This is a genomic window from Nocardia sp. NPDC058499, assembly GCF_042719915.1.
GTDB lineage: Bacteria > Actinomycetota > Actinomycetes > Mycobacteriales > Mycobacteriaceae > Nocardia.
The window spans coordinates 220,222-241,152 of record NZ_JBHXMZ010000004.1; the positions used below are offsets into that span (position 1 = coordinate 220,222).

Below are 20,931 nucleotides of genomic sequence, written 5' to 3' on the forward strand. Positions count from 1 at the left end.
GTAAAGGCAGGCTCCCGTGACCGAATCCCGCGACCAGGTGGTGCGCTACGCAGTCGAAGACGGGTTCGCGACCCTCACGCTCGACTCCCCGCACAACCGCAACGCCATCTCGTCCGCGCTGGTGACCCAGCTTCTGGAAGGGTTCGAACGCGCCGCCGGCGATGCGGCCGTGCGCGGTGTGGTGCTCACCCACACCGGCAACACCTTCTGCGCGGGCGCCGATCTGAAGGAGGCGGTGGATGCCGACCCGGCCGCGGCGGCCGATATCCGCACCCAGTGGATGGTCCGGTTACTGCGCACGGTCCTGGAGCTGCCGAAACCGGTGGTCGCCCGGGTGGACGGCCATGTCCGGGCCGGCGGTATGGGTTTGCTCGCGGCCTGCGATATCGCCGTCGCGGGCCGCGGCAGCAGTTTCGCTCTCACCGAAGCCCGGCTCGGTTTGGCGCCCTTCGTCATCTCCCTGACCCTGTTGCCCAAGCTGACCGCCCGCGCCGCCGACCGCTATTTCCTGACCGGTGCGAAATTCGACGCCGATACCGCCGAACGTATCGGCCTCATCACCCTCGCCGCCGATGATCCGGCGGCGGCGACAGCCGGTCTGCTGGCCGAACTCCGGCAGGGCTCACCTCAGGGCCTTGCCGAGAGCAAACGCCTCACCACCGCCCGAGTGCTTGCCGAATTCGACCGCAGCGCGGAGGAATTGGCGCAGCGCTCGGGTCGTTTCTTCGGTACCCCGGAGGTGATCGAAGGAATGACGGCGTTTCTGCAGCGCCGGCCACCCCGGTGGGCGGCCGAACCGAGCGCGCCGCCGGCCGAGCCGGCCACCGCACAACAGACCCCGTCGCCACAGGACTCCGCCGACTCCGCGGACCGGGCCGCGGAATCGCGCTCGGCAGAATAGACGGTTATGGCGACACCGAATGAACCCAAACAGGACCGCAGCCGGGCCACCCGGCAGCGGCTCCTGGAGGCGACCATCGACTGTCTGGCCGAAAAGGGCTGGGCTGCCGCGACGGTTTCGGTGGTCGCCGAACGGGCCGGGGTCTCCCGCGGTGCCGCGCAGCATCATTTCCCCACCAGGGAAGACCTGATCACCGCCGCCCTCACCTACATGTTCGACACCCGCACGGACCAGGCGATGAAGGCGGCGGTCACCGAACCCGGCGCGGCCCGCACCGAAGCGGTCGTCGCGGGCTTGGTCGAGTCCTACACCAGCCCCCTCTTCAAAGCGGCTCTACAGGTGTGGACCCACGCCGCCGCCGACCCGGCGCTGCGCGAACGGATAGTTCCACTGGAGGCCCGTTTCGGTCGTGGCGCCCACCGCCGCGCCGTCGAAGCCCTCGGCGTCGACGATTCCGACCCGGTAACCCACCACCTCGTCCAGGCGACCCTCGACCTCGCCCGCGGCCTGGGCCTGGCCGATGTCCTCACCGACGATTCCGCCCGCCGTAAACAAATCGTCCACCAGTGGGCCGGCACCCTGCACGAAGCCCTCGAGGCTCGGCGGTAACTCCGGAGCGGCCGGGTCGTAGCCGGCGGCGGGTTGTCGTCACCTCCCTCCTGCACGGATTCCTTTACCTCCCAGGTAATCGCCACACCGCACCGCGCACTGCGAATATCGGCTGACACGGAACGAACCAGGAGAACCCAGTGACCGAAACCGCTGTTGCCGACACCACCCGCGCCACCGTCGAGAGGTTTCTCGCGGCCCGCTCCAGCGCCGATACCGCAGCTCTCACCGCATTGTTCGCCGACGAGGTCGATTGGCAGCTGGCCGCGAACCCCGTAGTGCCCTGGATCAAGCCCCGCCGCACCGCCGCCGAATGCGCCGCCCAGTTCGATGACCTGATGGCGCATGTCGTCCCCGAGGACGCCCGGGCCGAGATCGATACCTTCCTGGTCGAGGGAGTGGATGCGGTTCTGTTCGGTCACGTCGCCGGTCGGGTACGCGCCACCGGAAAAACCTTCGAAGGCCCTTTCGCCCTGCGGCTGACCGTCGAGAACGGCCGCATCACCCGCCACCATCTCTACGAGAACAGCGTCTCCATCGCCCAGGCCTGCGTCCGCTGACCGGGGTCGCCTCAGCTGACTTGCACCGATTCAGGCGTTCAGGCCGGTCGTCACTTCGCGGTACGCCTGGGTGGCGGCGGTGAAATAGGCGGTCAGCCCATCGTGCTGTGCGGGGGTGAGTTCGGTGATCGTGGCGGCGATCGGTGCCTGCACGCGGGCCAGTATTTCGCCCAGTCGATCTGGCTGCCGGCCGGTGGCGCGTACGAGTACCCGGCGGCGGTCCGCTTCGTCGGGTACTCGTTCGGCGAGGTCGGCGTTCGCCAGGCGGTCGACTGCGCGGGTGGTGGCGCTCGGGGATAAACCCAGTCGTTCGGCCAGTTGTCCGGTGGTCATCGGTCCGTCCAGATCCAGCAGGCTCAGGGCCTGGTAATCCGTGGCACCGAGCCCGCATGCCTCGGCGGCGGCCAAGTGGAATTGGACAACCGAGGCGAGGTAGCGGCGATAGATCTCCGGTCCGACGGCACCGTTGACATTCGATTGCATGGAAGCAATTATTGCATGCATGCACACAAAATCAAACTCGCGCGAGCCCCGGACAGATTCCGGGAAGACGGCCCTGCTCCCCGAACGCGCGCGCCGCAGGTGGCCCTACGTCGCGGGTGCCGTCGCCGCGGCGATCGTGCTGGCGGGGGCGGGTGCCTATGGCTGGCTCCGCGCCACCGCCACGGTGGCGAACCCGGGAGTCGGCTCCTGCGAAGAAGTTCCGGTGAGCTGGGGCAGCACACCGCCGGACAGTCGGGCTCTCGCGGATATCTGCGCCACCATGGCCGGCCTCGTCACAGCCTGGGGACAGAATGACGCAGCGGCGTACGGCGCCTGGTTCACCCCCGACGCCACGTACACGACATGGGTCGGCACACACTACGCGGGCCGCGACGATATCGTGCGCAGCCACCGCGCGCTCTTCGAGGGGCCGCTGGCCGGAACCGAGTTGGCGGACCGGTATCTCAGCTTGCGGTTCCTCACCGGAGAGGTCGCATTGCTGGTCACCCGCGGCGATACCTACGAGGGCGACGTGCCGGATTCACTCGCGAAAGTCCAGTCCTACATGTTGGTACGGCAGGACGACGGCTGGCGAGTCGCCGCATTCCACAACACCGAACGCAGCAAGGTCATGGAACGTATCCAGTTCCTCTGGTATCCCGGCACTCGCCCCACTGCCGGATAGCGCCGCCGTTCGATCCGTCGCCCGAACCGGCTGCGGCGCATGTCAGGCCGGCACCGTCGACAGGCGGTGCCACGGGACTCGCCGGCCCAGTATTCCGTCCACACTGAACCGGCCCGCGCCGGTGCACAGCAGCAGCAGCGCACCGGCGCCGAGTGCCACCACCAGTTCGCCACCGCCCTCGCTCACGAACAGCCCTTTACCGATATGCGCGACCAGGTAAGCGCCGGTCATATTTGCGAACAGCAGCGCCGCCCAAACCGGTGTGATGGCACCGAAGATCAGACCGGCACCACCGACGAGTTCGATGGTGGCCGCGATGATCGCGGAGAGGCCCGGTAGCGGGGCGCCCATCGACTCGAACCCCTGCTGGGTTGCGGCAATGCCGTTGGTGAAGAACTTCTGCCAGCCGTGGGCGACGAAAACGATACCGAGGCCCACGCGGGCCACCAGGATCAGCAGATTACGGAGAATGCTCATGGTGTCAGTCCTTGTTCAGTAGTTCGACGATCGCCGGCTGCCCGAGCCGCCGGGCATTGTCCAGTGCGGTGCGGCCGGCCCCGTCGCGGATCGACGGATCGGCACCCGCCGCGAGCAGCGCCGCGACCACCGTCCGATACCGCGACGACCCGTCGCCGTAGACGATCGCCTCGTGCATCGCGGTCCAGCCCGAGTCGTTGATGTGGTTTACATCCACACCCGCCTCGATCAATCGCCGTACCGTCTCGATGTGGCCGTGTTCGCAGGCGGGGATGAGCGCGGTTCCCCCGTAACGATTGAGGCTGCGCAGATCGGCCCCGTGGGTGAGCGTCATCTCCAAGATCTCGTCCAGACCTTCCGCGCCGGCATACAGGTACGCCGAATCCGCGAGGTCGTCCGTGGCGTTGACGTCGGCGCCCGCGTCGATGAGAGCCCGGGCGGCGGCGGTGGCACGATTCTTGGTGGCGGCAACCAGCGGTGTGCGGCCGTGCTCGCCGCGGGTCTCCAGGTCGGCGCCCCGCGCGATCAGCTCCCGGACCTGTGCCGCGTCGTCGTCGGCGGCCGCCTGCCACAGTTGCGCGCCGAGCGCGGGATCGGCGACCGCGGGGTGCGGTGACACCGGCGGTGCGGCCGGGTGCTCGGCAGGCGTAGCGGTGCCGGCGAGTGGACCAGGCGGTGGTGGGGCCGTCGAGCACGCCGCAGCCCCGACGGATACCGCGGCGAGCGCGGCGATAAGCGCTGCGCCGGGGCGCACGGTGTGCCTCATGGGTTCCTCCTGGTCGAGCGGTCGATTCCACCGTGCCCAACCGGAGGGATAGTGTCCAAGAGTTGCTTTCCATGGTTTCGATAGGCAGCATCTATAGTTGCTCGATGGAGCTGCGCCACATCAGGTACCTGCTCGCCGTCGCCGATCACGGGAACTTCACCCGGGCCGCCGCTGCCCTGCATATCTCCCAGCCGACCCTGTCGCAGCAGATCAAACAACTCGAGCGATCCCTGGGGGTGGTGCTGCTCGACCGTTCGGGCCGCACCGTGCGCCTCACCGATGTGGGCGAGGCCTACACCCGGCACGCCCGGCTCGCGCTCCGCGACCTCGACGCCGCCGAACGCGCTGTCCACGATGTCCAGGATCTCTCCCGCGGGCACCTGCGGATAGCGATGACACCCACCTTCACCACCTACCTCATCGGCCCGCTCGTCCACCGGTTCCGGGCCGCGCACCCGGGTATCACGCTCACCGTGGCGGAGATGACCCAGAACCGCATCGAAGCGGAACTGATGGCCGACCGCCTCGACCTCGGCATCGCCTTCGCCGGCGAACACGCCACCGGAATCGACCACATCGCCTTGTTCACCGAAGAACTCAGCTTGGTGGTCGGGTCGGAGCACCACCTGGCGACCGCGCCGCAACCACTACCGGTCGAAGAACTCACCGGTGAGCCACTCGGTCTGCTCACCGGCGATTTCGCCACCCGCCTGCACATCGACCGATACTTCGCCGAATCCGGTATCACCCCGTATGTAGCGGTCGAAGCCAATTCCATCAGTGCCCTACTGCAATTCGTGCGCCGCGGTTCGACGGCCACCGTGCTTCCGGATGCGATCGCCCGGGAGCGTCCCGATCTGCAGCCGATCGCCCTGACCCCGCCCCTGCCCACGCGAACTGTCGAACTCCTGCGCCGCGCAGCGGCATACCATTCCGCGGCCGCCCGAGCGTTCGCCGCGATCGCCAGGGACTGATGTGCCGATATCGGTAACACGCAGCGGCCCCGAACGAAAGAACACGAAGAAGGCCCAGGTAGCGAGCGTGGTCGGTAGTTTGTGAGGCGGTTCGGTCTCTCAGGTGGGGCGCCCCGGCTCACGCCGTTGTTCGATCACGATCGGCGTTCGCGAACGGTGCTTTCGGTAGTTCGGGTTCGTTGCGCAGCGGGGCATGCGAATTGCGGCCCCGCCCATGAGAAGGGGCGTGCATGGCTGATACACGACGTTCTAGACATACCGATCGAGTCGTCGCCGCGGTCAGGGAATTGGGCGCCAGGCTTTCCGAAGGCTGGTTACGCCACGAACTACTGGTTGCGTCCATCGTGCTGTCGTTGTTCACCCTGGTGATGGGACTGACATCCGAACACGTGGGATGGCGGATCGGGTATTGCGCGGCGGGTACCGCGGGTGTCACCGCCTCGGTGCTGGTGCTGCGCAGGGAGAGGCCGCGCCAGTGGGTGGCTTCCATCGGAATCGCGGTGTCGAATGTGATCCTGCTGGTCGTGTACGGGCGGATGTCCGGCGACCTGTGAAGATCTGCGAATTCATCTGAGCTGCCCAGTGATGCAGCCCGCATGCCGGTGACGTGGTCCGCGGCGCAGTCGGACCGCGTCGCCGGGTGCGGCGGCCGATTCAGGCCAGGCCGAACGGGATCCCGGTGAGTTCCTCGGAGACCTCCCACAGCCGTTGCGCGGTGCGCACATCACTCGCACCGGCCGAACGGCCGACCAATGTGGGATAACCGTGAAGTTCGCCGCGGCCGTCCGGCCCGATATAGCTCGCTCCGGGTAGGTCTTGGGTGGCGGCGAACAAGGTGGTCCGGGCGGCCTGCTCCGGTGTCTGGGCAAGGATCCGGCCTGCCAGGTGCACGATCCCGACCAGGTATTTGTTGCGGTCCCGGGTACCGAGTTCGGTGGCCGCGTACCCGGGATGCGCCGCCGTCGAGCGGATATCCGAACCGGCCCGCCGCAGCCGGCGTTCGAGCTCGAGGGTGAACAGCAGGTTCGCGAGTTTGGCGCGGGCGTAGGCCTTCACCGGGTTGTATCCACGTTTCGCGAAATCGAGATCATCGAAGTCGATGGTGCCCGAGCGGTGCAAACCGGAGGACAGTGTCACCACGCGGTCGGTGATATGCGGCAGCAGCAGGTTGGTGAGCGCGAAATGTCCGAGATGGTTGGTGCCGAACTGCATTTCGAAACCGTCGGCCGTGCGGGATTCGGGCACCATCGCCACCCCGGCGTTGTTCACGAGGACAGCGATCTCCCCGTCCCAGGCTTCGGCGAACGCTCGCACGGAGGCGAGATCGGCAAGGTCGAGTCGTCGTACCTCGCTACTTCCACCGATCCGCCGTGCGGCCTCGGCGCCACGGTCGAGGTCACGGACGGCGAGCACGGTATGCGCCCCGGCGCGGGCGAATGCGGTGGCGGTACCGAACCCCACGCCGCTGTTCGCGCCGGTGACGATGATGGTGCGGTCGTCGAGCGAGGGCAGGTCGGCCGCGGTCCAATGGGTGGAACTCATGACCCCGACGGTATCGGGCTCCGCCGGTCCCGGCGACCCTTCGGCACAGTCGTCATCGCGAACTGCGCCCGGCGCGACTATACGAAGCCTGCGCCGGGCGGGTCCTTGATCATCCCGGGCATTGCTCAGTCGTCGGTGACGACCACGTCGACGTCGATATTGCCGCGCACCGCGTTCGAGTACGGGCACACCTGGTGCGCGGCGTCGGCGAGTTCCTGGGCAGCGGCATGGTCGAGGGTGGGGATGACGACCTCGAGGGTGACGGCCAAGCCGAATCCACCGCTGCCGTTGGGGCCGATACCGACCCGGGCTCCGACACTGGAGTCGCCGATCTCGACCTTCTTCGTGCGGGCCACGAGTTGCAGCGCGGAGTGGAAGCAGGCGGCGTAACCGGCGGCGAACAACTGCTCCGGGTTGGCCCCGTCACCGCTGCCGCCCATCTCCTCGGGCATGGCCAGTTGCAGGTCGATCCGCCCGTCCGGAGTACGGGTACGGCCGTTGCGGCCGGCGCCGGTGGAGATCGCTTCGGCGGTGTAGGCGATATCGGGCATGGAATTCCTCATTCCTGGTTGTCGTCCCCGGACTGCGATTCGCAGAACCGGGTAGCGAGATCACGCAGCAGAACGGCTTCATCGTGGTCCGTACGCCTTCCGCAACTGCCATCGACAAGCCGATGAAGGCGATCATGTTCTTCTCTGTTGCGGTCGTCGATATCGACCCAGTGAGCCCGCGAGCCGCCGCCCCGGATCAGCCGACGACGAGGCGCTCTCCGCCGAAGTCGGCGACTATCTCCATCCGTCCGCCGAGAGCTTCGATGTAGGCGGCGAGGGTCCGTAGCTCGCTGGCAGTGATATCCGCGCGTTCTAATGCGGAAACCCGTTCCTGGCGAACGTGCATTCGGTCCGCGATTTGGGCTTGGGTGAGTCCCAGGCGTTTACGCATTTCCGCGAGCCGGGTGGCGCGGCTGAGTGCGACCATGTGCTGAGCGCCTTCTTCGACCTCGACTCGATCGTTCTCGTCGGGGAAGAACTCGGCCAGGAAGCTCGCCTTGTCATAAGAATGTGTGCTCATGAGCGTTTCCTATCTTCCAAGTACTCGGCGTACCGGAGCTCGGCTTCCGGTATTGCCTCTCGGTACCAGTTCGTCCATCGTCCAGCCTTATCGCCTGCTACTAGCAGTACGGCATTGCGGTCCGGGTCGAAGACGAAAAGAATTCTGATCTCGCTGGCACCGGTCGATCCCGGACGCAATTCTTTGAGGTTGTGCAGCAGTGGGGAGCCCTTGATCCGGTCCACCAGTGGCCGACCCAGTGCAGGACCTTCGTCCAGTAGAGCGGCTAGTGCCTGGCCTACAAGAAGGGCGCTTGCTCGGTCTTCGTGTCTCAGTCGATGTAACCATTCGCGCACGTCATCGACCATCTCCAGTCGAAAGCTCACTTATCCATCCTACACCGGGCAGTATATACGCGTACTATCTCGGCTCGTGTGGGCCGCCTGGTTTGTCGCTGAGTCGACGGCGGTGATCTTGATTCCTCTGGTCGGGCAGGTGCGTGGTCAGAGCGCGTAACGGTGCACTTTATCGGGGTGGATGACCACGCGGAGCAGGTCGCCTGCGAGTATCTCGGCGAGTGTGCCGGCTCGGGACTGGTCGTTGAGGTCCCAATAGCGCTGGGCGAGCCGGGAACACAGGTCGTGCGCGCCGCCGGGCTCTACGGTGGCGCTGCCGGAGATGGACACCCAGCGTTCGAGCTCGCCTACCGGTGCCGCGACGACGATCGAGGCGCGGGGGTCGCGGCGCAGCCGGCGCACCTTCAGCGAGTCCGGTTCCGTGAAGAGCTGGATAGTTCCCTCGGTGGTGGCCTCGAACCATACGGGCCGGGGTTGCGGCGGCTGGGTGGCCCCGGCGACGGACAGGAAACCGTGCAGGGGGCGTGCGAGGAATTCGAGATCGGCGGCGGTGAGGTGGCCGGAGTCGTCGCTCATGGCAGCGAGTCAACGGCATTTGCCGGCCTGAATCCATAGGTGGAACGCCAGACGATCTGTGTGATCGTCCATGCGCGGGGGTGCGCACGGTCCGCTGCTGCGGGGTGTAGCCGGAATAGTTGAAAACCATTATCGTTACGGCTATGTCTGTCAACGACCGCTCCACTCGGGCCTTCGATACCGCCGCCACCGATTTCGACCGCCTCGGTGAGTATCTGTGGCAGCCGATTGCCGCGGCGACGTTGGAGAACACCGCCCCGGCGTCCGGTGAGCGTGTGCTCGACGCCTGCTGCGGTACCGGTGCGTCGGCGCTGCCCACCGCGGAGCGCGTCGGGACGGCCGGACAGGTGGACGCGGTCGATTTGTCCGCAGCGTTGATCGATGTCCTGCGGCAGCGGGCGTCCGGCTATCCCCAGCTGCACCCGCATATCGGTGACGTCACCGCCTGGCCGCACGACGGCTACGACCTGGTGCAGGTCGTGCTGGGGATTTTCTTCTTCCCGGATATGACCGCCGGAACCGAATACCTGATCGGCCGGGTGCGTCCCGGTGGCCGGGCCGGGTTCACGATCTGGCGTCGTGGTGCTGTCGAATCCGCGGGTAAGCATCTGGGTGCGGCGGTTGCCGCGGTCACCGGCGCGACACCGCCACCGCCGCGGCCACCGCATCTCGTCGACGAGCTCAACCAACCGGACCCGTTCCGCGACTGGCTCGACGCCCGCGGACTCACCGAGGTCACCGTCACCGAGCACGAACTCCGGCTTCCGATGACGCCCGAGATCGCCTGGCTGCTCGTCACCGGCTCCGGATACGCCGGTGCCCTGGCCGAACTCGACGAGGGGCAACGAGCTGCGGTCCGCGATGCCTACCTGTCCTCTCTCGACGCCGCCGGAATTCGCGAACTCGACGCCACCACCCTGACCGGCGTCGGCACTCGTCGGTAGCTGCGTTCGCCTGCCGCGTCGCCGACGGCCCGTTAAAGTCGGTGGGGCCGGCGGAATCGCCGGTGCGGCAAGACGAAAGAGGGCTGATCATGACAGCGATCGGTCGTGGTGGCGTCCGTAATCCGTGGACGCAGCCGACATACGGTTACTACAACACCCGATTCGAGCAGTCGCTCACAGTGCAGGACACCGCCGGGCAACTGACCATGATGCGGATGACCCTCAACCCCGAATCCGCGCCACCGCTGCATTTCCACACCCGGGAAGACGAATTCTGGACGGTGGTATCGGGACGGGTGCGGTTCTGGCTCGGCGGATCGACCTTGGAGAGCTGCGCGGTGCAGGAAGCCGACCCCGGCGCCTTCGTATTCGGTCCACGCAATGTCCCGCACACGTTTCAGACGATCACCGAAACCGCCGAGGTGCTGATCGGTAATACCCCGGGCGCGCTGGAGGGGTACTTCACCGGCGTCGGTTCGGCGGACGCCCGTCACGACGACGCGAACACCAACGTCCTGGAGGACTACGGTGTTTTCTTCATCGGCCCGGCACCGGTGTGGAGCGACTGGAACAGCTGATCTCGGTTACCTGTCGGTGGCTCGGGTGAGAATCCGTCCATGCCCGCCGGACGGAACTCGTCCGGTCCATGACAGTGAGGAGTGGATGATGGCCGAGATCATTCGCGATGCCGATCAGGATGTCGACAGCATAAAAAGGCTGACCGGGAGCGGCAGGGGTCGTACTGCCGAAATCCCCGACAGCCATATCGATCTGCTCGACAAGGTGAGCTTCGCTCACCTCTCTACGCTCGGTCCGGACGGGGCGCCACAGTCACACCCGGTGTGGTACGACGCCGCGGACGGACAGCTGCTCATATCCACCGGCACCGACCGGCAGAAATACCGCAATATCCGGCGCGACCCACGAGTCTCGGTCTCGATCCTCGATCCCGACGATCCCTACCGCTACCTGGAAGTGCGCGGCCGGGTGGTCGATATCGAGCCGGACCCGCAGAAGGCTTTCCTCGACAGGTTGGCGCGTAAGTACCTGGATCGGGACACCTACCCGTATGCGGAGCGGCGCGGCGTCGAGCGGGTGATCCTCCACATCCGGCCCGACCACGTAGTGGCCGGTTGAGTCAGGAGTCCGTCAGCTAGCTCAGCATGCGGCCGCGGGACCAGCAACGGCCGATGGCCTCGGTGTGCAGGGTCGAACCGTCGAAGATCGCCAGGCCGATGATGCTGTGGCCGGAAGCGTGCCGATCGCCGAGTGTCGGGACGGCCGGGGCCACGCCGACGCCTTCGGCCGAAACCCAGGCCACCGCGCGACCGGTGGCCGATTCGTCCAGTCGGTGCAGGAAGCGCAGGCGGCGTTCCCGCGGGAAGCGGGACAGGCTCCATGTCGTGGTGACGACGGGCAGGGTGTTCGCAGGTATCCGGGCGATGGCGTCGGGTAGCAGGTCGATGGGGTCGCCGTGCAGGAGTAGCGGAGTGGTCGCGGTGGTCAACGCGATATCGGCGTCCAGCCGAGCCAGATGTTCGGGCCGGTCCGGCGAGACGGAGTTTCGAAGCTGATGCGCTACAACCGGGTCGGTCACGTCGATCGGATCGTTGTCGATACCGATCCGGGTGCGGACCGGAGGCATGGTCTGCATGGGGACGAGGCGTCGGCCGACGACCGCGGACGACAGTTGGACAGGAGAATGCGGGTGGCCCAGCAGGTGGCCGTTGCGGTATGTGATGCCCACGCGATCTACGGTCAGGTCGAAACCGGCACCGCAACCCACGCTTATGAGCCCGACAGTGCTCGCGCTCACCCGGCGGGCCGCTTCGGTGACGGCCGGATACAACACGGCTCGGGCCTCGGTCGACGTGGGCGCGGTCTTGCTTGCGGTTCGACTCATGTATGTGAATCGTATCCTTGAAACAACGGTTGAGACCTGAGCGGAGAAACTCGGCGGAATCTCCGGTCAAGTCTCCAACTCATGGTGGTTACCGAGTCGAACCGCCGGCGCCGATATGTCGGGCATCCGGATCCTGGCGTGGGGTCCGATCACTCTCGGCGTCGGTTTCTGTGGGGCTTCGGCCGGGCCCACGGTCGGCAGACCCGGCCGTACTCCAAAGAGTCATCACAAGACGAACCGTTGAATAACGGCGCGATATCTAAGGCGTTAGAACGCGCTGCCGGTGCCCGGCAGGCCCGGCAGCCCGGCCATCGGCAGGGGCAGGTGCGGCAGCGACGGCAAGTGCAGCGCGGGGATCGCCGGCAGCAGAGCCGGCGGGGGCGGCGGGATATACGGGTTGGGCATGTTCCAGGTCTGGTTCTGGGTGCCGCCGCCGTTGTTGTGTCCATGGCCGGCCGGCCCGTCGTGGTCGCGTCCCCCGTCGTACCCGGCGTGCGAATCGCGGTTGCCGCGGTCGGTGTGGCCGCTGTTGAACTGGTCGTTCCAGCCGTCGTAGTTCTGCCGGTTGTGGTCGCGGTATCCATAGTGGCCGTTGTCGTCCCAGCCGAAGTCGTTATCGCCGATGCCGTAGTCGCCGGGTGTGCTGTCGCCCAGCCGGTTGTCGCCGAAGTTGTGGCCGCCGTCGTTGTCGCGACCGCCGGAACTATGGGAATCGCGGTCGCTGATCTGTGCCGCGCCTGCCGGGTCCGCGAGGGCGGTGCCGGTGACGGCCAGGGGTGCGAGGGCGATAACCGCGATCGCGGCGATCCGGGCGGCGATGCGGCGGGTGCGCTGTTCGGGGTTTCGGTTCATCGGTGGTGTCCTCACTCGTCGCGCCCCGTGTGCCTCGGGCGGTTACACCTTCGGGCGCGGTTATCGATACATTCAGTACCGTACCGCTAGATAACGGCACATTCAATAGGCGCGTGTGGGCGGGCTGGTAAGCGGGGTTGTCAACGGCTTCGGCCGTGCCGATATGGGCAGTCGACCGGCCCATATCGGCCCACCGGGCATCAAGGGCAATGCCGTGGATCGCTCGTGCTGGGCCGGTTCAGGGGGTTTGGATGGCGGTGAAGGTCATGCGGTCGCCGCGGTAGAGGGAGCGGCGGTGTTCGATGGGGATCCCGGCCGGGTCGTAGGAGACGCGTTTGAGCAGGAACATCGGGGTACGGGTGTCGACGGTGAGCAGGGCGGCTTCCCGGGCGTCGGGCAGGGTTGTTTCGATGCTGTCCACCGCTTTGGCGAAAGCGATTCCGCGGCTGGCGATCTCGGCGTACAGCGACTGGGTGTAATCGAAGGTGTCGATCAGCCCGGGGTAGCGGTAGGCGGGGAGCCGGGTGGTTTCGAGACCGAGGTGTACACCGTCGGTGGTGAGGACACGTTCGAGCTGGATCACCGGATCGCCCGGGGCGATGGCGAGTTGGCCGGCGAGATCCGCGTCGGCGGTGAGCCGGGTCCAGCCGACGAGGATTCGGGTGGCGGTGCGGCCTTCGGCGCGGGCGGCTTCGGTGTAGGAGCCCAGAGCAAGGGGGAGAACGAGTTTCGGGCCGGCCACCAGGGTGGTTCTACCCTGGCGTTCGATCCGTCCGGCGACGAGTAGTTCGCGCAGCGCCTGCCGCACCGTTTCCCGGGCCACATCGAAGCGCACCGCGAGATCGCGTTCGGAGGGGACCGTGTCGCCGACGTCCAGCCCGTCGAGCAGCTCTTCGATGCTCGCGCGCACGATCTGGTGTTTGAGAACCCGGGGTTCGACGGTCGACGTCACGGTCCAACCCTACCGCGATGGTGGTCTATACCAGCTGTTAACCCAAGGTTCGCTCAACGGCAGCCCTCTGGTCTATACCAGCATGGCATTCTCGGTCCCGTGCAAGACAACAGCGATATCGCCCTGGCAGTACTGGATATGGCCGGCACCACGGTCGCCGACGACGGCGCCGTGATCGCGGCCTTCGACGATGCCGCCACCGCGGTGGGCCTGCCGGCGACCGGCCCCGAGCGCGACCACGCCCGCCGCTACGTGCTCGACACAATGGGGCAATCCAAAATCGTGGTGTTTCGTGCACTTTTCGGCTCCGAGCACAAGGCAGCCGAAGCCAACGCGGCCTTCGAATCCGCCTACGAACGCTACGTCGACGAAGGCGCGATCACGCCGATTCCTGGTGCCGCAGAAGCCATCGCGAAATTGCGCGCGGGCGGTATCAAAGTAGCGTTGACAACCGGATTCAGCCGTTCCACCCAGCGCCGCATCCTCACCTCCCTCGACTGGACCGAAGTAGCCGACCTGGTGCTGGCCCCCGCCGACGCCGGCCGCGGCCGCCCCTACCCCGACCTGGTGCTCACCGCATTGCTCCGCGCCGAGGTCGACGATGTCCGCCGAGTGGCAGTCGTCGGCGACACCGCCAGCGATATCACCTCCGGCCTCCGCGCCGGCGCCGCCATCGTGGCGGGCACCCTCACCGGCGCGCACAACGCGCAGACCCTGCGCGAGGCCGGGGCCACCCACCTCCTCGACACCGTTGCCGAACTTCCCGACCTGCTCTTATCCGCCTGATCCCGTTCGACCCCGACTCCTCCGAGGACGTTCCATGTTCTTCCGCCGCAGTCATACCGTGGCCGCCGTACTCGCCGGCCTGGCACTCACGTTGTCCGCCTGTTCCGGCTCCGATTCCGAGGCGCTGAACGAACAGGGCTATCCCGAAACCCTGACGCTCGCCGCCATCCCGGCCGAGAACTCCACCGACCTGAAGGCCAGCTACGAACCGGTGATCGCCCTGCTGGAGCGCGAAACCGGCTCGGAGATCGACTTCGTGCAGGCCTCCGACTACGCGGGGGTGGTCGAGGGACTTATCGCCGGCAATGTCGACCTCGCGTTCTTCGGCCCGTTCGCCTACGTCGTGGCCGGGGTGAACGGCGCGGAGATGACCCCGCTGGGTGCGGTCGTGCAGGACAAGGGCACACCGCCCGGCTATCAGTCCTACGGCCTCGCCCGCGCCGACAACGACCAGGTCAACGAACTCGGCGACTTCAAGGACAAGAAGGTCTGCTTCGTCGACCCGAGTTCGACGTCCGGATTCCTCTATCCCACAGCCGGGCTGATCGAGAACAAGGTGATCGAGTCCGGGGCGGAGGCGGATCTTTCCGCCGGTCTGCAGCCGATCTACGCCGGCGGCCACGACGCCTCCGCGCTCGCCATCGCGGCCGGTGACTGCGATGCCGGGTTCGCGTTCGACACCATGGTCGACAAAACCTTGATCGAGAAGGGCGACCTGAAACCGGATCAGCTGAAGACGGTCTGGAAATCGGAAACCATCGCCGGCTCCCTGTTCGCCGCGAACAACGATCTGGGCACCGAAACCGTCGACAAACTGCGCACCATCTTCACCGAGAAGGTCAATGCCGACTACATGCTCGGCGAAGGTCTGTGCACCGGCGATTGCCGGATCACCGACGAACGGGTGTGGGGCGTCGTCCCCGCCACCGACGCCGACTACAACGGCGTACGCCACGTCTGTGAAGTAACCGGCTCCGAGAAGTGCAAGGGCTGATTCGATGCCTCCCGCGCCGCACCGTCCGACCGTCGCCGGCGACGACACCGTCATCTCCGCGCAATCGGTCACCAAGAAATTCGGCGAAACCACCGCGCTCGACGAGGTGTCGTTCGAGGTGCATCGCAGCGAAATGGTTGTTCTACTGGGACTTTCCGGCTCCGGTAAATCGACCCTGCTGCGCTGCCTGAACGGCCTGCACCCGGTGAGCTCGGGCCGGGTCGAGGTCGGCGGGACCCGCGTCGACCTCGCCTCCGGGGCCCGCCTGCGCGCACTCCGGCGCGACGTGGGATTCGTCTTCCAGCAATTCAACCTGGTCGGGCGGCTCAGCTGCCTGGAGAACGTGCTCATCGGCGGGCTCGGCCGGATCGCGCTGCCCCGCTACGGTGCGCTCACCTACCCGAAACGGATGCGGGCCGAGGCGCTCCAGCATCTGGACCGGGTCGGGCTGGCCGATCTCGCCGAACGCCGTGCCGATACGCTCTCCGGCGGCCAGCAGCAGCGGGTCGCGATCGCCCGCACCCTCATGCAGCAACCCAAGGTGCTGCTCGCCGACGAACCCGTGGCCTCCCTCGACCCCGAGAACGCGGGTGTGGTGATGGATCTGCTGTTCCGGGTGTGCATCGAGGAGAAGCTGACGGTGCTGTGCACCCTGCACCAGGTGGATCTGGCGATGGGCTGGGCGCACCGGCTGATCGGGTTACGAGGCGGGGCGAAGGTGCTCGACCGCCCCGCGGTGGGTCTGTCCCGGGACGAGGTCATGGAGATCTATCAGCGGGTCGAACCGGCGGTGGCCGGGGCGAACGCGGTCGAACCGCGATGAATGCGCTGCTCGCCCCGACCCGGCCGGCCGCGAAACCACCGGTACCGAACACCATTCGCACCGTGCTGCTGCGGGCCTGCGCCGCGGCCGCGGTCCTGGCCACCCTGGCCGGTGCCTGGTACATCGATTTCGCGCCGGCCACCCTGATCGACGGTCTCGACGAGATTGCCGCGCTCCTGGAACGGATGCTGCCGCCGCGGCTCGACGACCCCGGCCGCATCTCCTCCCTCGCCGTCGAAACCCTGCTGATGGCGATACTCGGCACCGTACTGGCCGCGCTGGTCTCGGTGCCGCTGGCGTTCCTCGCCGCCCGTAACACCACTCCTCATCCCGTGGTCTACGGTGCGGCGAGGGCCGTCATCACGTTCTGCCGGGCCATGCCGGATCTGCTGTTCGCGGCGCTGTTCGTCCGCGCGCTCGGAATCGGTGTGCTGCCCGGCATTCTCGCGCTGGCGCTGCATTCGATCGGGATGCTCGGCAAACTGTTCGCCGATGCCATCGAGCAGACCGACCCGGGCCCGCGCGAAGCGGTCCGTGCGACCGGCGCCGGATACTTCCGGGAAATGCTGAACGCCGTGGTCCCGCAGGCGATTCCCTCCTGGATCAGCACTTTCGTCTACCGCATCGATATCAATCTGCGGATGTCGGTGGTACTCGGTTTCGTCGGCGCGGGCGGTATCGGTTTCGCCCTCCAGGACGCGCTGCGCGGCCTGATCTACCCGCGCGCGCTCGGCATCGTCGCCGTGATCCTGGTGATCATCGCGGCCATGGAAGTCCTCACCATCGTCATTCGCCGCACCCTGTTGACCCCGTCGAAGGCGGGTCCGCGCCGAGACCGGCAGACACGCTGCGCCTTCGGTGCGCTCCTCGCATTCACCTGCCTGGCGTCGCTGGTCGTCCTCGATATCGACCCGTTCGCGCTGTTCACCTGGCCGTGGCCGTCGTTCGAGGTATTCGGCCGGATGATCCCACCGGATTTCGGCGCGCTCGGCGCCGACCTGTTCGACGCCGCCCTCCAGACCATCGCCATCGGCCTGGTGGCGACCGCGATCGGGGTGGTGCTCTCGATCCCGCTCGGGATTCTCGGTGCCGCCAATGTCGCACCGCATCCAGCGCTGTACTGGCTGGCCCGAACCTGGATCCTGGTGGTGCGGGCGGTACCGGAACTGATCATCGCCGTGGTGTTCGTGGCGGCGCTCGGCCTCGGCCCGATCGCCGGAACCTGCGCGCTGGCCATCGGATCCATCGGTTTCCTGGGCAAACTCGTCGCCGACGCGGTCGAGGAGATCGACCCCGGGCCTATGGAGGCGGTACGCGCGGTCGGTGGCGGCTGGTGGAAAACCCTGTTCGCCGCGGTCGTCCCGCAGGCCGTCCCGGCGTTGATCGGTTCCAGCCTCTATCTGCTCGACGTCAATATCCGCACCTCGACAGTGCTGGGCATCGTCGGCGCGGGCGGTATCGGATACCTGCTGTTCGAAGCCATCCGGACACTGAACTTCGATATCGCGGGCGCGATCGTCCTGGTCGTCTTCGTCATCGTCTACACCATCGAAAGGCTTTCCGGATGGATACGCTCACTCGTCGTCTGACCCGCGCCGCCGTCTGGTCCGCCGACGGGGTCCGGGTCCGCGACGTCGAGCTACCCACTCCCGGCCCGGGGGAATTACTGGTCCGGGTGGACCTGGCCACCGTCTGCGGTAGCGATTTGCACACCGTTTCCGGGCGCCGCCCGGCGCCGTCACCGTCGATCCTCGGACACGAAGCGGTCGGACACGTGGCGGCCGCGGGCCCCGGAGCCGAACGGGAGATCGGTGAGCGGATCGTCTGGTCGGTCACCGCAACCTGCGGCCGGTGCGGGCGCTGCCGGCGCGGCTTCACCGCCAAATGCGAGCAGGTGCGCAAGGTCGGGCACGAGGCGTTCACGGGTGATTGGCCGCTGTCCGGCGGATACGCCGAACACATCCTGCTCCCCGCCGGAGTCAGCACGGTCACGGTTCCGGAGCAGGTTCCCGACGCGGTCGCCGCACCCGCGGGATGCGCGACCGCGACCGTCATGGCCGTGCTCGAGGCGGCCGGCGATATGGAAGGTCGCCGCGTCCTGATCTGTGGTGCGGGCATGCTCGGTATCACCGCTGTCGGAGCCTGTACGGAACGGGGTGCAGAGGTGCTGATCAGTGACCCGCACCCGCAGCGACAGCAACTTGCGGCGCGATTCGGCGCGACCCCGGACCCTGGCGGGACGGTGGATATCGCACTGGACTTCTCCGGTTCACCCGACGCCGTGGCAGGCGCTCTCACCCGTCTCGACCTCGGCGGACGGCTGGCGCTGGCCGGCTCGGTGACCCCCGGCCCCGCCGTCGCGTTCGACCCGGAGGCTGTGGTCCGCGGCTGGCTGACCATCACCGGTGTGCACAACTACGAACCCCGCCATCTCATCCGGGCCGTCGAATTCCTGGCCCGGACACACGGCGCCATGCCCTGGAACGAGCTGGTCGCCGACCCGGTCGCCCTGGATGCGATCGGCGCGGTTCTGGAACCCACACCGCGGGGAGTGCTGCGCGCATCGATCACCCCGTGAATGGGTATCAGGCCGACAGTGGAACGATCCGATCCAGGGAATCCCCGAGCTTGTCGGCGGTTACGTCGAGATCGTAGCGATCCTGCAGGTTGAGCCAGAATCGAGCGCTGTTACCGAACACTTTCCCGGGCCTCAGCGCGGTATCGGCAGTGATGGAACGCTTGCCGTGCACGATCTCGTTGATCCGCCGGGGCGGAACTCCGGTGATGACGGCCGGCCGGTGCTCGGTGATCCCGAACGGCTCCAGGAAATCTGCGACCAGGATCTCGCCGGGGTGGATGGGCGAAGCCAGTGGATTGTTCATCTCGTGTACCTCATGGGGTGGGTGCGGTCAGTGGTAGTCGGTTATTTCGACACGATGTGCAGCGCCGGTATGCCGGGCGAAACAGATCCTGTACTGGTATCCCGGCCGGGTCAGCGGCGCTGGATCCGGGGTTCGGGGGGTGACACCGGCCCGCGGTCCCGAAGATAGGTTTGCAGGGCATCGAGGTCGGTCGGGCCGACCGTGGTGTCGGTTCCGTGGGTGAAGGTCGTGAAACCGTCGCCGCCAGAGGCGAGGAAATTGTTGGTGCTCACCCGGTAGACCGCGACTTCATTCAGCGGGTTGCCGCCGATGCGGACCGAATCATCGATCACCTTTTCGCCGGGCGGTGCGGTGTCGTTGTAGGTGTAGGAGAGACCGGATACGGAGAGCACTGCGGGTTTGCTCGCGTTGGCCCACTGCTGTTCGAGCAGGTCGAGGATCTGACGGCCGGTGAGGGTGAGGGTGACTACCTGGTTGCCGAAAGGCTGAGTTTCGTAGATGTTTCCGTAGGTGATGGGGCCGGGGTCGATATCGGCGCGGACGCCGCCCGGGTTCATGAATGCCGCCACGGCCCGGGCGGATTCGCCGGTGACTGCGAGCATGGCGTCGGCGATCACTGCGCCCAGTGGGGATTCACCGGTCGCGCTCGCGCGGGCCAGGGGTGCGGTGGCGGTGCCGACCACTCGTCCGGCGCGATGAGCCGCCTGGCTCGCGAAGAAATCGATCAGTCCGGTGACCGCGGGGTCGGGTTCGATATCGCGGGTGACCACGCGGTTCACGGCGTCGGCGGTGACTCGGCCGTCGTCGAAACGCAGGGTGATATCAGTGATGAGCCGACCGTAGGAGGAGCCCTGGGTCACCACCTTGCCGTCGAATTCGCAGACGTAGGGCTGATGACTGTGGGCGGTGAGGATGACCTGCACGGCCGGGTCGGTGCGGGCGGCGAGCGCGGGGACGTCCGGGCTGATCTCGGCGCATCCGTTGTAGTCGGTGGTTCTCGCCGGGGTGCCCTGGCTGCCACCGTCGTGGACCAGCGCGACCACGGTTTCCGCGCCGGCAGCCTTCATTTCCGGGACGTAGCTGTTGATGGCTTCGGCCTGGTCACCGAAGGTGTAACCACGGATACCCTCCGGGAAGACGAGGTTCACCGTATCCGGAGTTACCGTGCCCACCACGCCGATCTTGTGCCCGCCGACCTCCAGCATGGTCCAGGCCCGGACCTCCGGCGGCGGCTCGCCGCGGGCGTCGGTCAGGTTGGCGGCCAGGAAATCGAAATCCGCGCCGGTGAACGGTGCACCGGGAGAGCAGCCATCCAGGGCGCAACCACCCTTGCTCAGCCGCGCCAATTCGAGCACGCCGTGGTCGAGTTCGTGATTGCCCACCGCCGAAACCTCGGTTCCGATCTCGTTCAGGAACGCGATGGTCGGTTCGTCATGGAAGAGCGAGGACACCAGCGGACTGGCGCCGATGTTGTCGCCGGCCGACAGGACGGCGCTGTCCGGATAGGTCGCACGCAACCGGTCCAAGTGGGTAGCGAGGTAGGCAGCCCCGCCTGCGGTGTATTCGCCGATCGAGCCGTTGCTCGCCTCCGGCGGTGCCAGATGCCCGTGCAGGTCGTTGAAACCGAACAGATGCACTTCGCCCGGTCGGGCCGCGGGGAGGTCACCGGTCGAAACCAGCGGTACGGCGCCGGGCGGCGCGGGTTCACCGTTCCCGGAACACCCGGCCAGCAGGACGACACTCAACGCGACAGCGCACCCGGACGCGGCCCGACGCAGAACGCTCATATCGCCCCACTCTGACAGCGCAGTTCGGC

Annotated in this window: 27 protein-coding genes; 14 read left to right on the forward strand and 13 right to left on the reverse strand. The window is 67.0% G+C overall.

Features of this window, described 5'->3' with window-relative positions; genetic code table 11:
- Positions 1-16: 16 nt before the first annotated feature.
- The 3 genes from ACFWPH_RS14615 to ACFWPH_RS14625 all read left to right on the forward strand — a co-directional run bounded on the left by ACFWPH_RS14615 (position 17) and on the right by ACFWPH_RS14625 (position 2,070).
- The gene (locus ACFWPH_RS14615; RefSeq protein WP_378751103.1) at positions 17-901 is read left to right on the forward strand and encodes an enoyl-CoA hydratase family protein; all 885 of its coding nucleotides are present in this window, start codon (positions 17-19) and stop codon (positions 899-901) included.
- A 6-nt stretch (positions 902-907) separates the two neighbouring features.
- The gene (locus ACFWPH_RS14620; protein ID WP_378751105.1) at positions 908-1,510 is read left to right on the forward strand and encodes a TetR/AcrR family transcriptional regulator; all 603 of its coding nucleotides are present in this window, start codon (positions 908-910) and stop codon (positions 1,508-1,510) included.
- 140 nt (positions 1,511-1,650) lie between these two features.
- Entirely contained in the window at positions 1,651-2,070 is a 420-nt protein-coding gene (locus ACFWPH_RS14625; RefSeq protein ID WP_378751107.1) for a nuclear transport factor 2 family protein, read from the forward strand.
- 30 nt (positions 2,071-2,100) lie between these two features.
- Here the strand turns inward: ACFWPH_RS14625 and ACFWPH_RS14630 are convergent, their stop codons facing one another.
- On the reverse strand, positions 2,101-2,553 hold the full coding sequence (locus ACFWPH_RS14630) for a MarR family winged helix-turn-helix transcriptional regulator (protein ID WP_378751109.1): 453 nt from the start codon (positions 2,551-2,553) through the stop codon (positions 2,101-2,103).
- 19 nt (positions 2,554-2,572) lie between these two features.
- Between ACFWPH_RS14630 and ACFWPH_RS14635 the strand changes: the two genes are divergently transcribed.
- Entirely contained in the window at positions 2,573-3,238 is a 666-nt protein-coding gene (locus ACFWPH_RS14635) for an SgcJ/EcaC family oxidoreductase (RefSeq protein WP_378751111.1), read from the forward strand.
- A gap of 42 nt (positions 3,239-3,280) precedes the next feature.
- Here the strand turns inward: ACFWPH_RS14635 and ACFWPH_RS14640 are convergent, their stop codons facing one another.
- The gene (locus ACFWPH_RS14640; protein ID WP_378751113.1) at positions 3,281-3,715 is read right to left on the reverse strand and encodes a DoxX family protein; all 435 of its coding nucleotides are present in this window, start codon (positions 3,713-3,715) and stop codon (positions 3,281-3,283) included.
- A 4-nt stretch (positions 3,716-3,719) separates the two neighbouring features.
- A complete protein-coding gene (locus tag ACFWPH_RS14645; RefSeq protein WP_378751115.1) occupies positions 3,720-4,481 on the reverse strand; it encodes an ankyrin repeat domain-containing protein in 762 nt (253 codons plus the stop codon).
- Between the two features lie 104 nt (positions 4,482-4,585).
- On the opposite strand from ACFWPH_RS14645, the gene cynR reads away from it, so the two are divergent.
- Both cynR and ACFWPH_RS14655 read left to right on the forward strand, forming a co-directional pair.
- Positions 4,586-5,455, forward strand: a complete 870-nt coding sequence (cynR, locus tag ACFWPH_RS14650) for a transcriptional regulator CynR (RefSeq protein ID WP_378751117.1) — start codon at positions 4,586-4,588, stop codon at positions 5,453-5,455.
- 230 nt (positions 5,456-5,685) lie between these two features.
- Positions 5,686-6,009 (forward strand): hypothetical protein, encoded by a 324-nt coding sequence (locus ACFWPH_RS14655; protein ID WP_378751119.1) that lies wholly within the window; start codon positions 5,686-5,688, stop codon positions 6,007-6,009.
- Positions 6,010-6,109: 100 nt separating this feature from the next.
- Here ACFWPH_RS14655 and ACFWPH_RS14660 read toward each other — a convergent pair whose 3' ends face one another.
- From ACFWPH_RS14660 to ACFWPH_RS14680, 5 genes are all read right to left on the reverse strand, one after another.
- Positions 6,110-6,997 carry an oxidoreductase gene (locus ACFWPH_RS14660; RefSeq protein ID WP_378751121.1) on the reverse strand — a complete coding sequence of 296 codons (888 nt, stop codon included), beginning with the start codon at positions 6,995-6,997 and terminating at the stop codon, positions 6,110-6,112.
- 125 nt (positions 6,998-7,122) lie between these two features.
- A complete protein-coding gene (locus ACFWPH_RS14665) occupies positions 7,123-7,548 on the reverse strand; it encodes an organic hydroperoxide resistance protein (protein ID WP_378751123.1) in 426 nt (141 codons plus the stop codon).
- Positions 7,549-7,744: 196 nt separating this feature from the next.
- A complete protein-coding gene (locus ACFWPH_RS14670; RefSeq protein ID WP_378751125.1) occupies positions 7,745-8,068 on the reverse strand; it encodes an XRE family transcriptional regulator in 324 nt (107 codons plus the stop codon).
- On the reverse strand, positions 8,065-8,415 hold the full coding sequence (locus ACFWPH_RS14675; protein WP_378751756.1) for a type II toxin-antitoxin system RelE/ParE family toxin: 351 nt from the start codon (positions 8,413-8,415) through the stop codon (positions 8,065-8,067). The genes ACFWPH_RS14670 and ACFWPH_RS14675 overlap by 4 nt, the downstream gene beginning before the upstream one ends.
- A 135-nt stretch (positions 8,416-8,550) precedes the next feature.
- Positions 8,551-8,979, reverse strand: coding sequence for a pyridoxamine 5'-phosphate oxidase family protein (locus ACFWPH_RS14680; protein ID WP_378751127.1), 429 nt, complete (start codon positions 8,977-8,979; stop codon positions 8,551-8,553).
- A gap of 143 nt (positions 8,980-9,122) precedes the next feature.
- On the opposite strand from ACFWPH_RS14680, the gene ACFWPH_RS14685 reads away from it, so the two are divergent.
- From ACFWPH_RS14685 to ACFWPH_RS14695, 3 genes are all read left to right on the forward strand, one after another.
- Entirely contained in the window at positions 9,123-9,923 is an 801-nt protein-coding gene (locus ACFWPH_RS14685) for a class I SAM-dependent methyltransferase (RefSeq protein WP_378751129.1), read from the forward strand.
- Between the two features lie 89 nt (positions 9,924-10,012).
- On the forward strand, positions 10,013-10,501 hold the full coding sequence (locus tag ACFWPH_RS14690; protein ID WP_378751131.1) for a cupin domain-containing protein: 489 nt from the start codon (positions 10,013-10,015) through the stop codon (positions 10,499-10,501).
- A gap of 88 nt (positions 10,502-10,589) precedes the next feature.
- A complete protein-coding gene (locus ACFWPH_RS14695) occupies positions 10,590-11,060 on the forward strand; it encodes a PPOX class F420-dependent oxidoreductase (RefSeq protein ID WP_378751133.1) in 471 nt (156 codons plus the stop codon).
- 16 nt (positions 11,061-11,076) lie between these two features.
- Here ACFWPH_RS14695 and ACFWPH_RS14700 read toward each other — a convergent pair whose 3' ends face one another.
- From ACFWPH_RS14700 to ACFWPH_RS14710, 3 genes are all read right to left on the reverse strand, one after another.
- Positions 11,077-11,826 (reverse strand): DUF2332 domain-containing protein, encoded by a 750-nt coding sequence (locus tag ACFWPH_RS14700; RefSeq protein ID WP_378751135.1) that lies wholly within the window; start codon positions 11,824-11,826, stop codon positions 11,077-11,079.
- 267 nt (positions 11,827-12,093) lie between these two features.
- On the reverse strand, positions 12,094-12,678 hold the full coding sequence (locus tag ACFWPH_RS14705; protein WP_378751137.1) for a hypothetical protein: 585 nt from the start codon (positions 12,676-12,678) through the stop codon (positions 12,094-12,096).
- A 238-nt stretch (positions 12,679-12,916) separates the two neighbouring features.
- On the reverse strand, positions 12,917-13,630 hold the full coding sequence (locus ACFWPH_RS14710; RefSeq protein ID WP_378751139.1) for a GntR family transcriptional regulator: 714 nt from the start codon (positions 13,628-13,630) through the stop codon (positions 12,917-12,919).
- Between the two features lie 99 nt (positions 13,631-13,729).
- Here ACFWPH_RS14710 and ACFWPH_RS14715 point away from each other — a divergent pair, with 99 nt between their 5' ends.
- The 5 genes from ACFWPH_RS14715 to ACFWPH_RS14735 are packed head-to-tail and all read left to right on the forward strand — an operon-like array spanning position 13,730 to position 18,811.
- Entirely contained in the window at positions 13,730-14,416 is a 687-nt protein-coding gene (locus ACFWPH_RS14715; protein ID WP_378751141.1) for a phosphonatase-like hydrolase, read from the forward strand.
- Between the two features lie 34 nt (positions 14,417-14,450).
- Positions 14,451-15,410, forward strand: a complete 960-nt coding sequence (locus tag ACFWPH_RS14720) for a phosphate/phosphite/phosphonate ABC transporter substrate-binding protein (protein ID WP_378751143.1) — start codon at positions 14,451-14,453, stop codon at positions 15,408-15,410.
- Between the two features lie 4 nt (positions 15,411-15,414).
- Positions 15,415-16,233, forward strand: coding sequence for a phosphonate ABC transporter ATP-binding protein (phnC, locus tag ACFWPH_RS14725; protein ID WP_378751145.1), 819 nt, complete (start codon positions 15,415-15,417; stop codon positions 16,231-16,233).
- The gene (gene phnE / locus ACFWPH_RS14730; protein WP_378751147.1) at positions 16,230-17,822 is read left to right on the forward strand and encodes a phosphonate ABC transporter, permease protein PhnE; all 1,593 of its coding nucleotides are present in this window, start codon (positions 16,230-16,232) and stop codon (positions 17,820-17,822) included. Before phnC ends, phnE begins: the two co-directional genes overlap by 4 nt.
- Complete coding sequence (locus ACFWPH_RS14735; RefSeq protein WP_378751149.1) at positions 17,798-18,811, forward strand: zinc-binding dehydrogenase; 1,014 nt, start codon at positions 17,798-17,800, stop codon at positions 18,809-18,811. Before phnE ends, ACFWPH_RS14735 begins: the two co-directional genes overlap by 25 nt.
- A gap of 7 nt (positions 18,812-18,818) precedes the next feature.
- On the opposite strand, the gene ACFWPH_RS14740 is transcribed toward ACFWPH_RS14735, so the two are convergent.
- A complete protein-coding gene (locus ACFWPH_RS14740; RefSeq protein WP_378751151.1) occupies positions 18,819-19,115 on the reverse strand; it encodes a HigA family addiction module antitoxin in 297 nt (98 codons plus the stop codon).
- A 110-nt stretch (positions 19,116-19,225) separates the two neighbouring features.
- A complete protein-coding gene (locus ACFWPH_RS14745) occupies positions 19,226-20,902 on the reverse strand; it encodes a bifunctional metallophosphatase/5'-nucleotidase (protein WP_378751153.1) in 1,677 nt (558 codons plus the stop codon).
- Positions 20,903-20,931: the final 29 nt, after the last annotated feature.

Coding starts and splice junctions, on each gene's coding strand:
- cynR (WP_378751117.1), top strand. CDS start 4,586: ATGGAGCTGCGCCACATCAGGTACCTGCTCGCCGTCGCCGATCACGGG.
- ACFWPH_RS14700 (WP_378751135.1), bottom strand. CDS start 11,826: ATGAGTCGAACCGCAAGCAAGACCGCGCCCACGTCGACCGAGGCCCGA.
- ACFWPH_RS14640 (WP_378751113.1), bottom strand. CDS start 3,715: ATGAGCATTCTCCGTAATCTGCTGATCCTGGTGGCCCGCGTGGGCCTC.
- ACFWPH_RS14705 (WP_378751137.1), bottom strand. CDS start 12,678: ATGAACCGAAACCCCGAACAGCGCACCCGCCGCATCGCCGCCCGGATC.
- ACFWPH_RS14740 (WP_378751151.1), bottom strand. CDS start 19,115: ATGAACAATCCACTGGCTTCGCCCATCCACCCCGGCGAGATCCTGGTC.
- ACFWPH_RS14735 (WP_378751149.1), top strand. CDS start 17,798: ATGGATACGCTCACTCGTCGTCTGACCCGCGCCGCCGTCTGGTCCGCC.
- ACFWPH_RS14635 (WP_378751111.1), top strand. CDS start 2,573: ATGCACACAAAATCAAACTCGCGCGAGCCCCGGACAGATTCCGGGAAG.
- ACFWPH_RS14685 (WP_378751129.1), top strand. CDS start 9,123: ATGTCTGTCAACGACCGCTCCACTCGGGCCTTCGATACCGCCGCCACC.
- ACFWPH_RS14620 (WP_378751105.1), top strand. CDS start 908: ATGGCGACACCGAATGAACCCAAACAGGACCGCAGCCGGGCCACCCGG.
- ACFWPH_RS14720 (WP_378751143.1), top strand. CDS start 14,451: ATGTTCTTCCGCCGCAGTCATACCGTGGCCGCCGTACTCGCCGGCCTG.
- ACFWPH_RS14665 (WP_378751123.1), bottom strand. CDS start 7,548: ATGCCCGATATCGCCTACACCGCCGAAGCGATCTCCACCGGCGCCGGC.
- ACFWPH_RS14695 (WP_378751133.1), top strand. CDS start 10,590: ATGGCCGAGATCATTCGCGATGCCGATCAGGATGTCGACAGCATAAAA.
- ACFWPH_RS14675 (WP_378751756.1), bottom strand. CDS start 8,415: ATGGTCGATGACGTGCGCGAATGGTTACATCGACTGAGACACGAAGAC.
- ACFWPH_RS14645 (WP_378751115.1), bottom strand. CDS start 4,481: ATGAGGCACACCGTGCGCCCCGGCGCAGCGCTTATCGCCGCGCTCGCC.
- ACFWPH_RS14680 (WP_378751127.1), bottom strand. CDS start 8,979: ATGAGCGACGACTCCGGCCACCTCACCGCCGCCGATCTCGAATTCCTC.
- phnE (WP_378751147.1), top strand. CDS start 16,230: ATGAATGCGCTGCTCGCCCCGACCCGGCCGGCCGCGAAACCACCGGTA.
- ACFWPH_RS14670 (WP_378751125.1), bottom strand. CDS start 8,068: ATGAGCACACATTCTTATGACAAGGCGAGCTTCCTGGCCGAGTTCTTC.
- ACFWPH_RS14660 (WP_378751121.1), bottom strand. CDS start 6,997: ATGAGTTCCACCCATTGGACCGCGGCCGACCTGCCCTCGCTCGACGAC.
- ACFWPH_RS14630 (WP_378751109.1), bottom strand. CDS start 2,553: ATGCAATCGAATGTCAACGGTGCCGTCGGACCGGAGATCTATCGCCGC.
- ACFWPH_RS14690 (WP_378751131.1), top strand. CDS start 10,013: ATGACAGCGATCGGTCGTGGTGGCGTCCGTAATCCGTGGACGCAGCCG.
- ACFWPH_RS14655 (WP_378751119.1), top strand. CDS start 5,686: ATGGCTGATACACGACGTTCTAGACATACCGATCGAGTCGTCGCCGCG.
- phnC (WP_378751145.1), top strand. CDS start 15,415: ATGCCTCCCGCGCCGCACCGTCCGACCGTCGCCGGCGACGACACCGTC.
- ACFWPH_RS14745 (WP_378751153.1), bottom strand. CDS start 20,902: ATGAGCGTTCTGCGTCGGGCCGCGTCCGGGTGCGCTGTCGCGTTGAGT.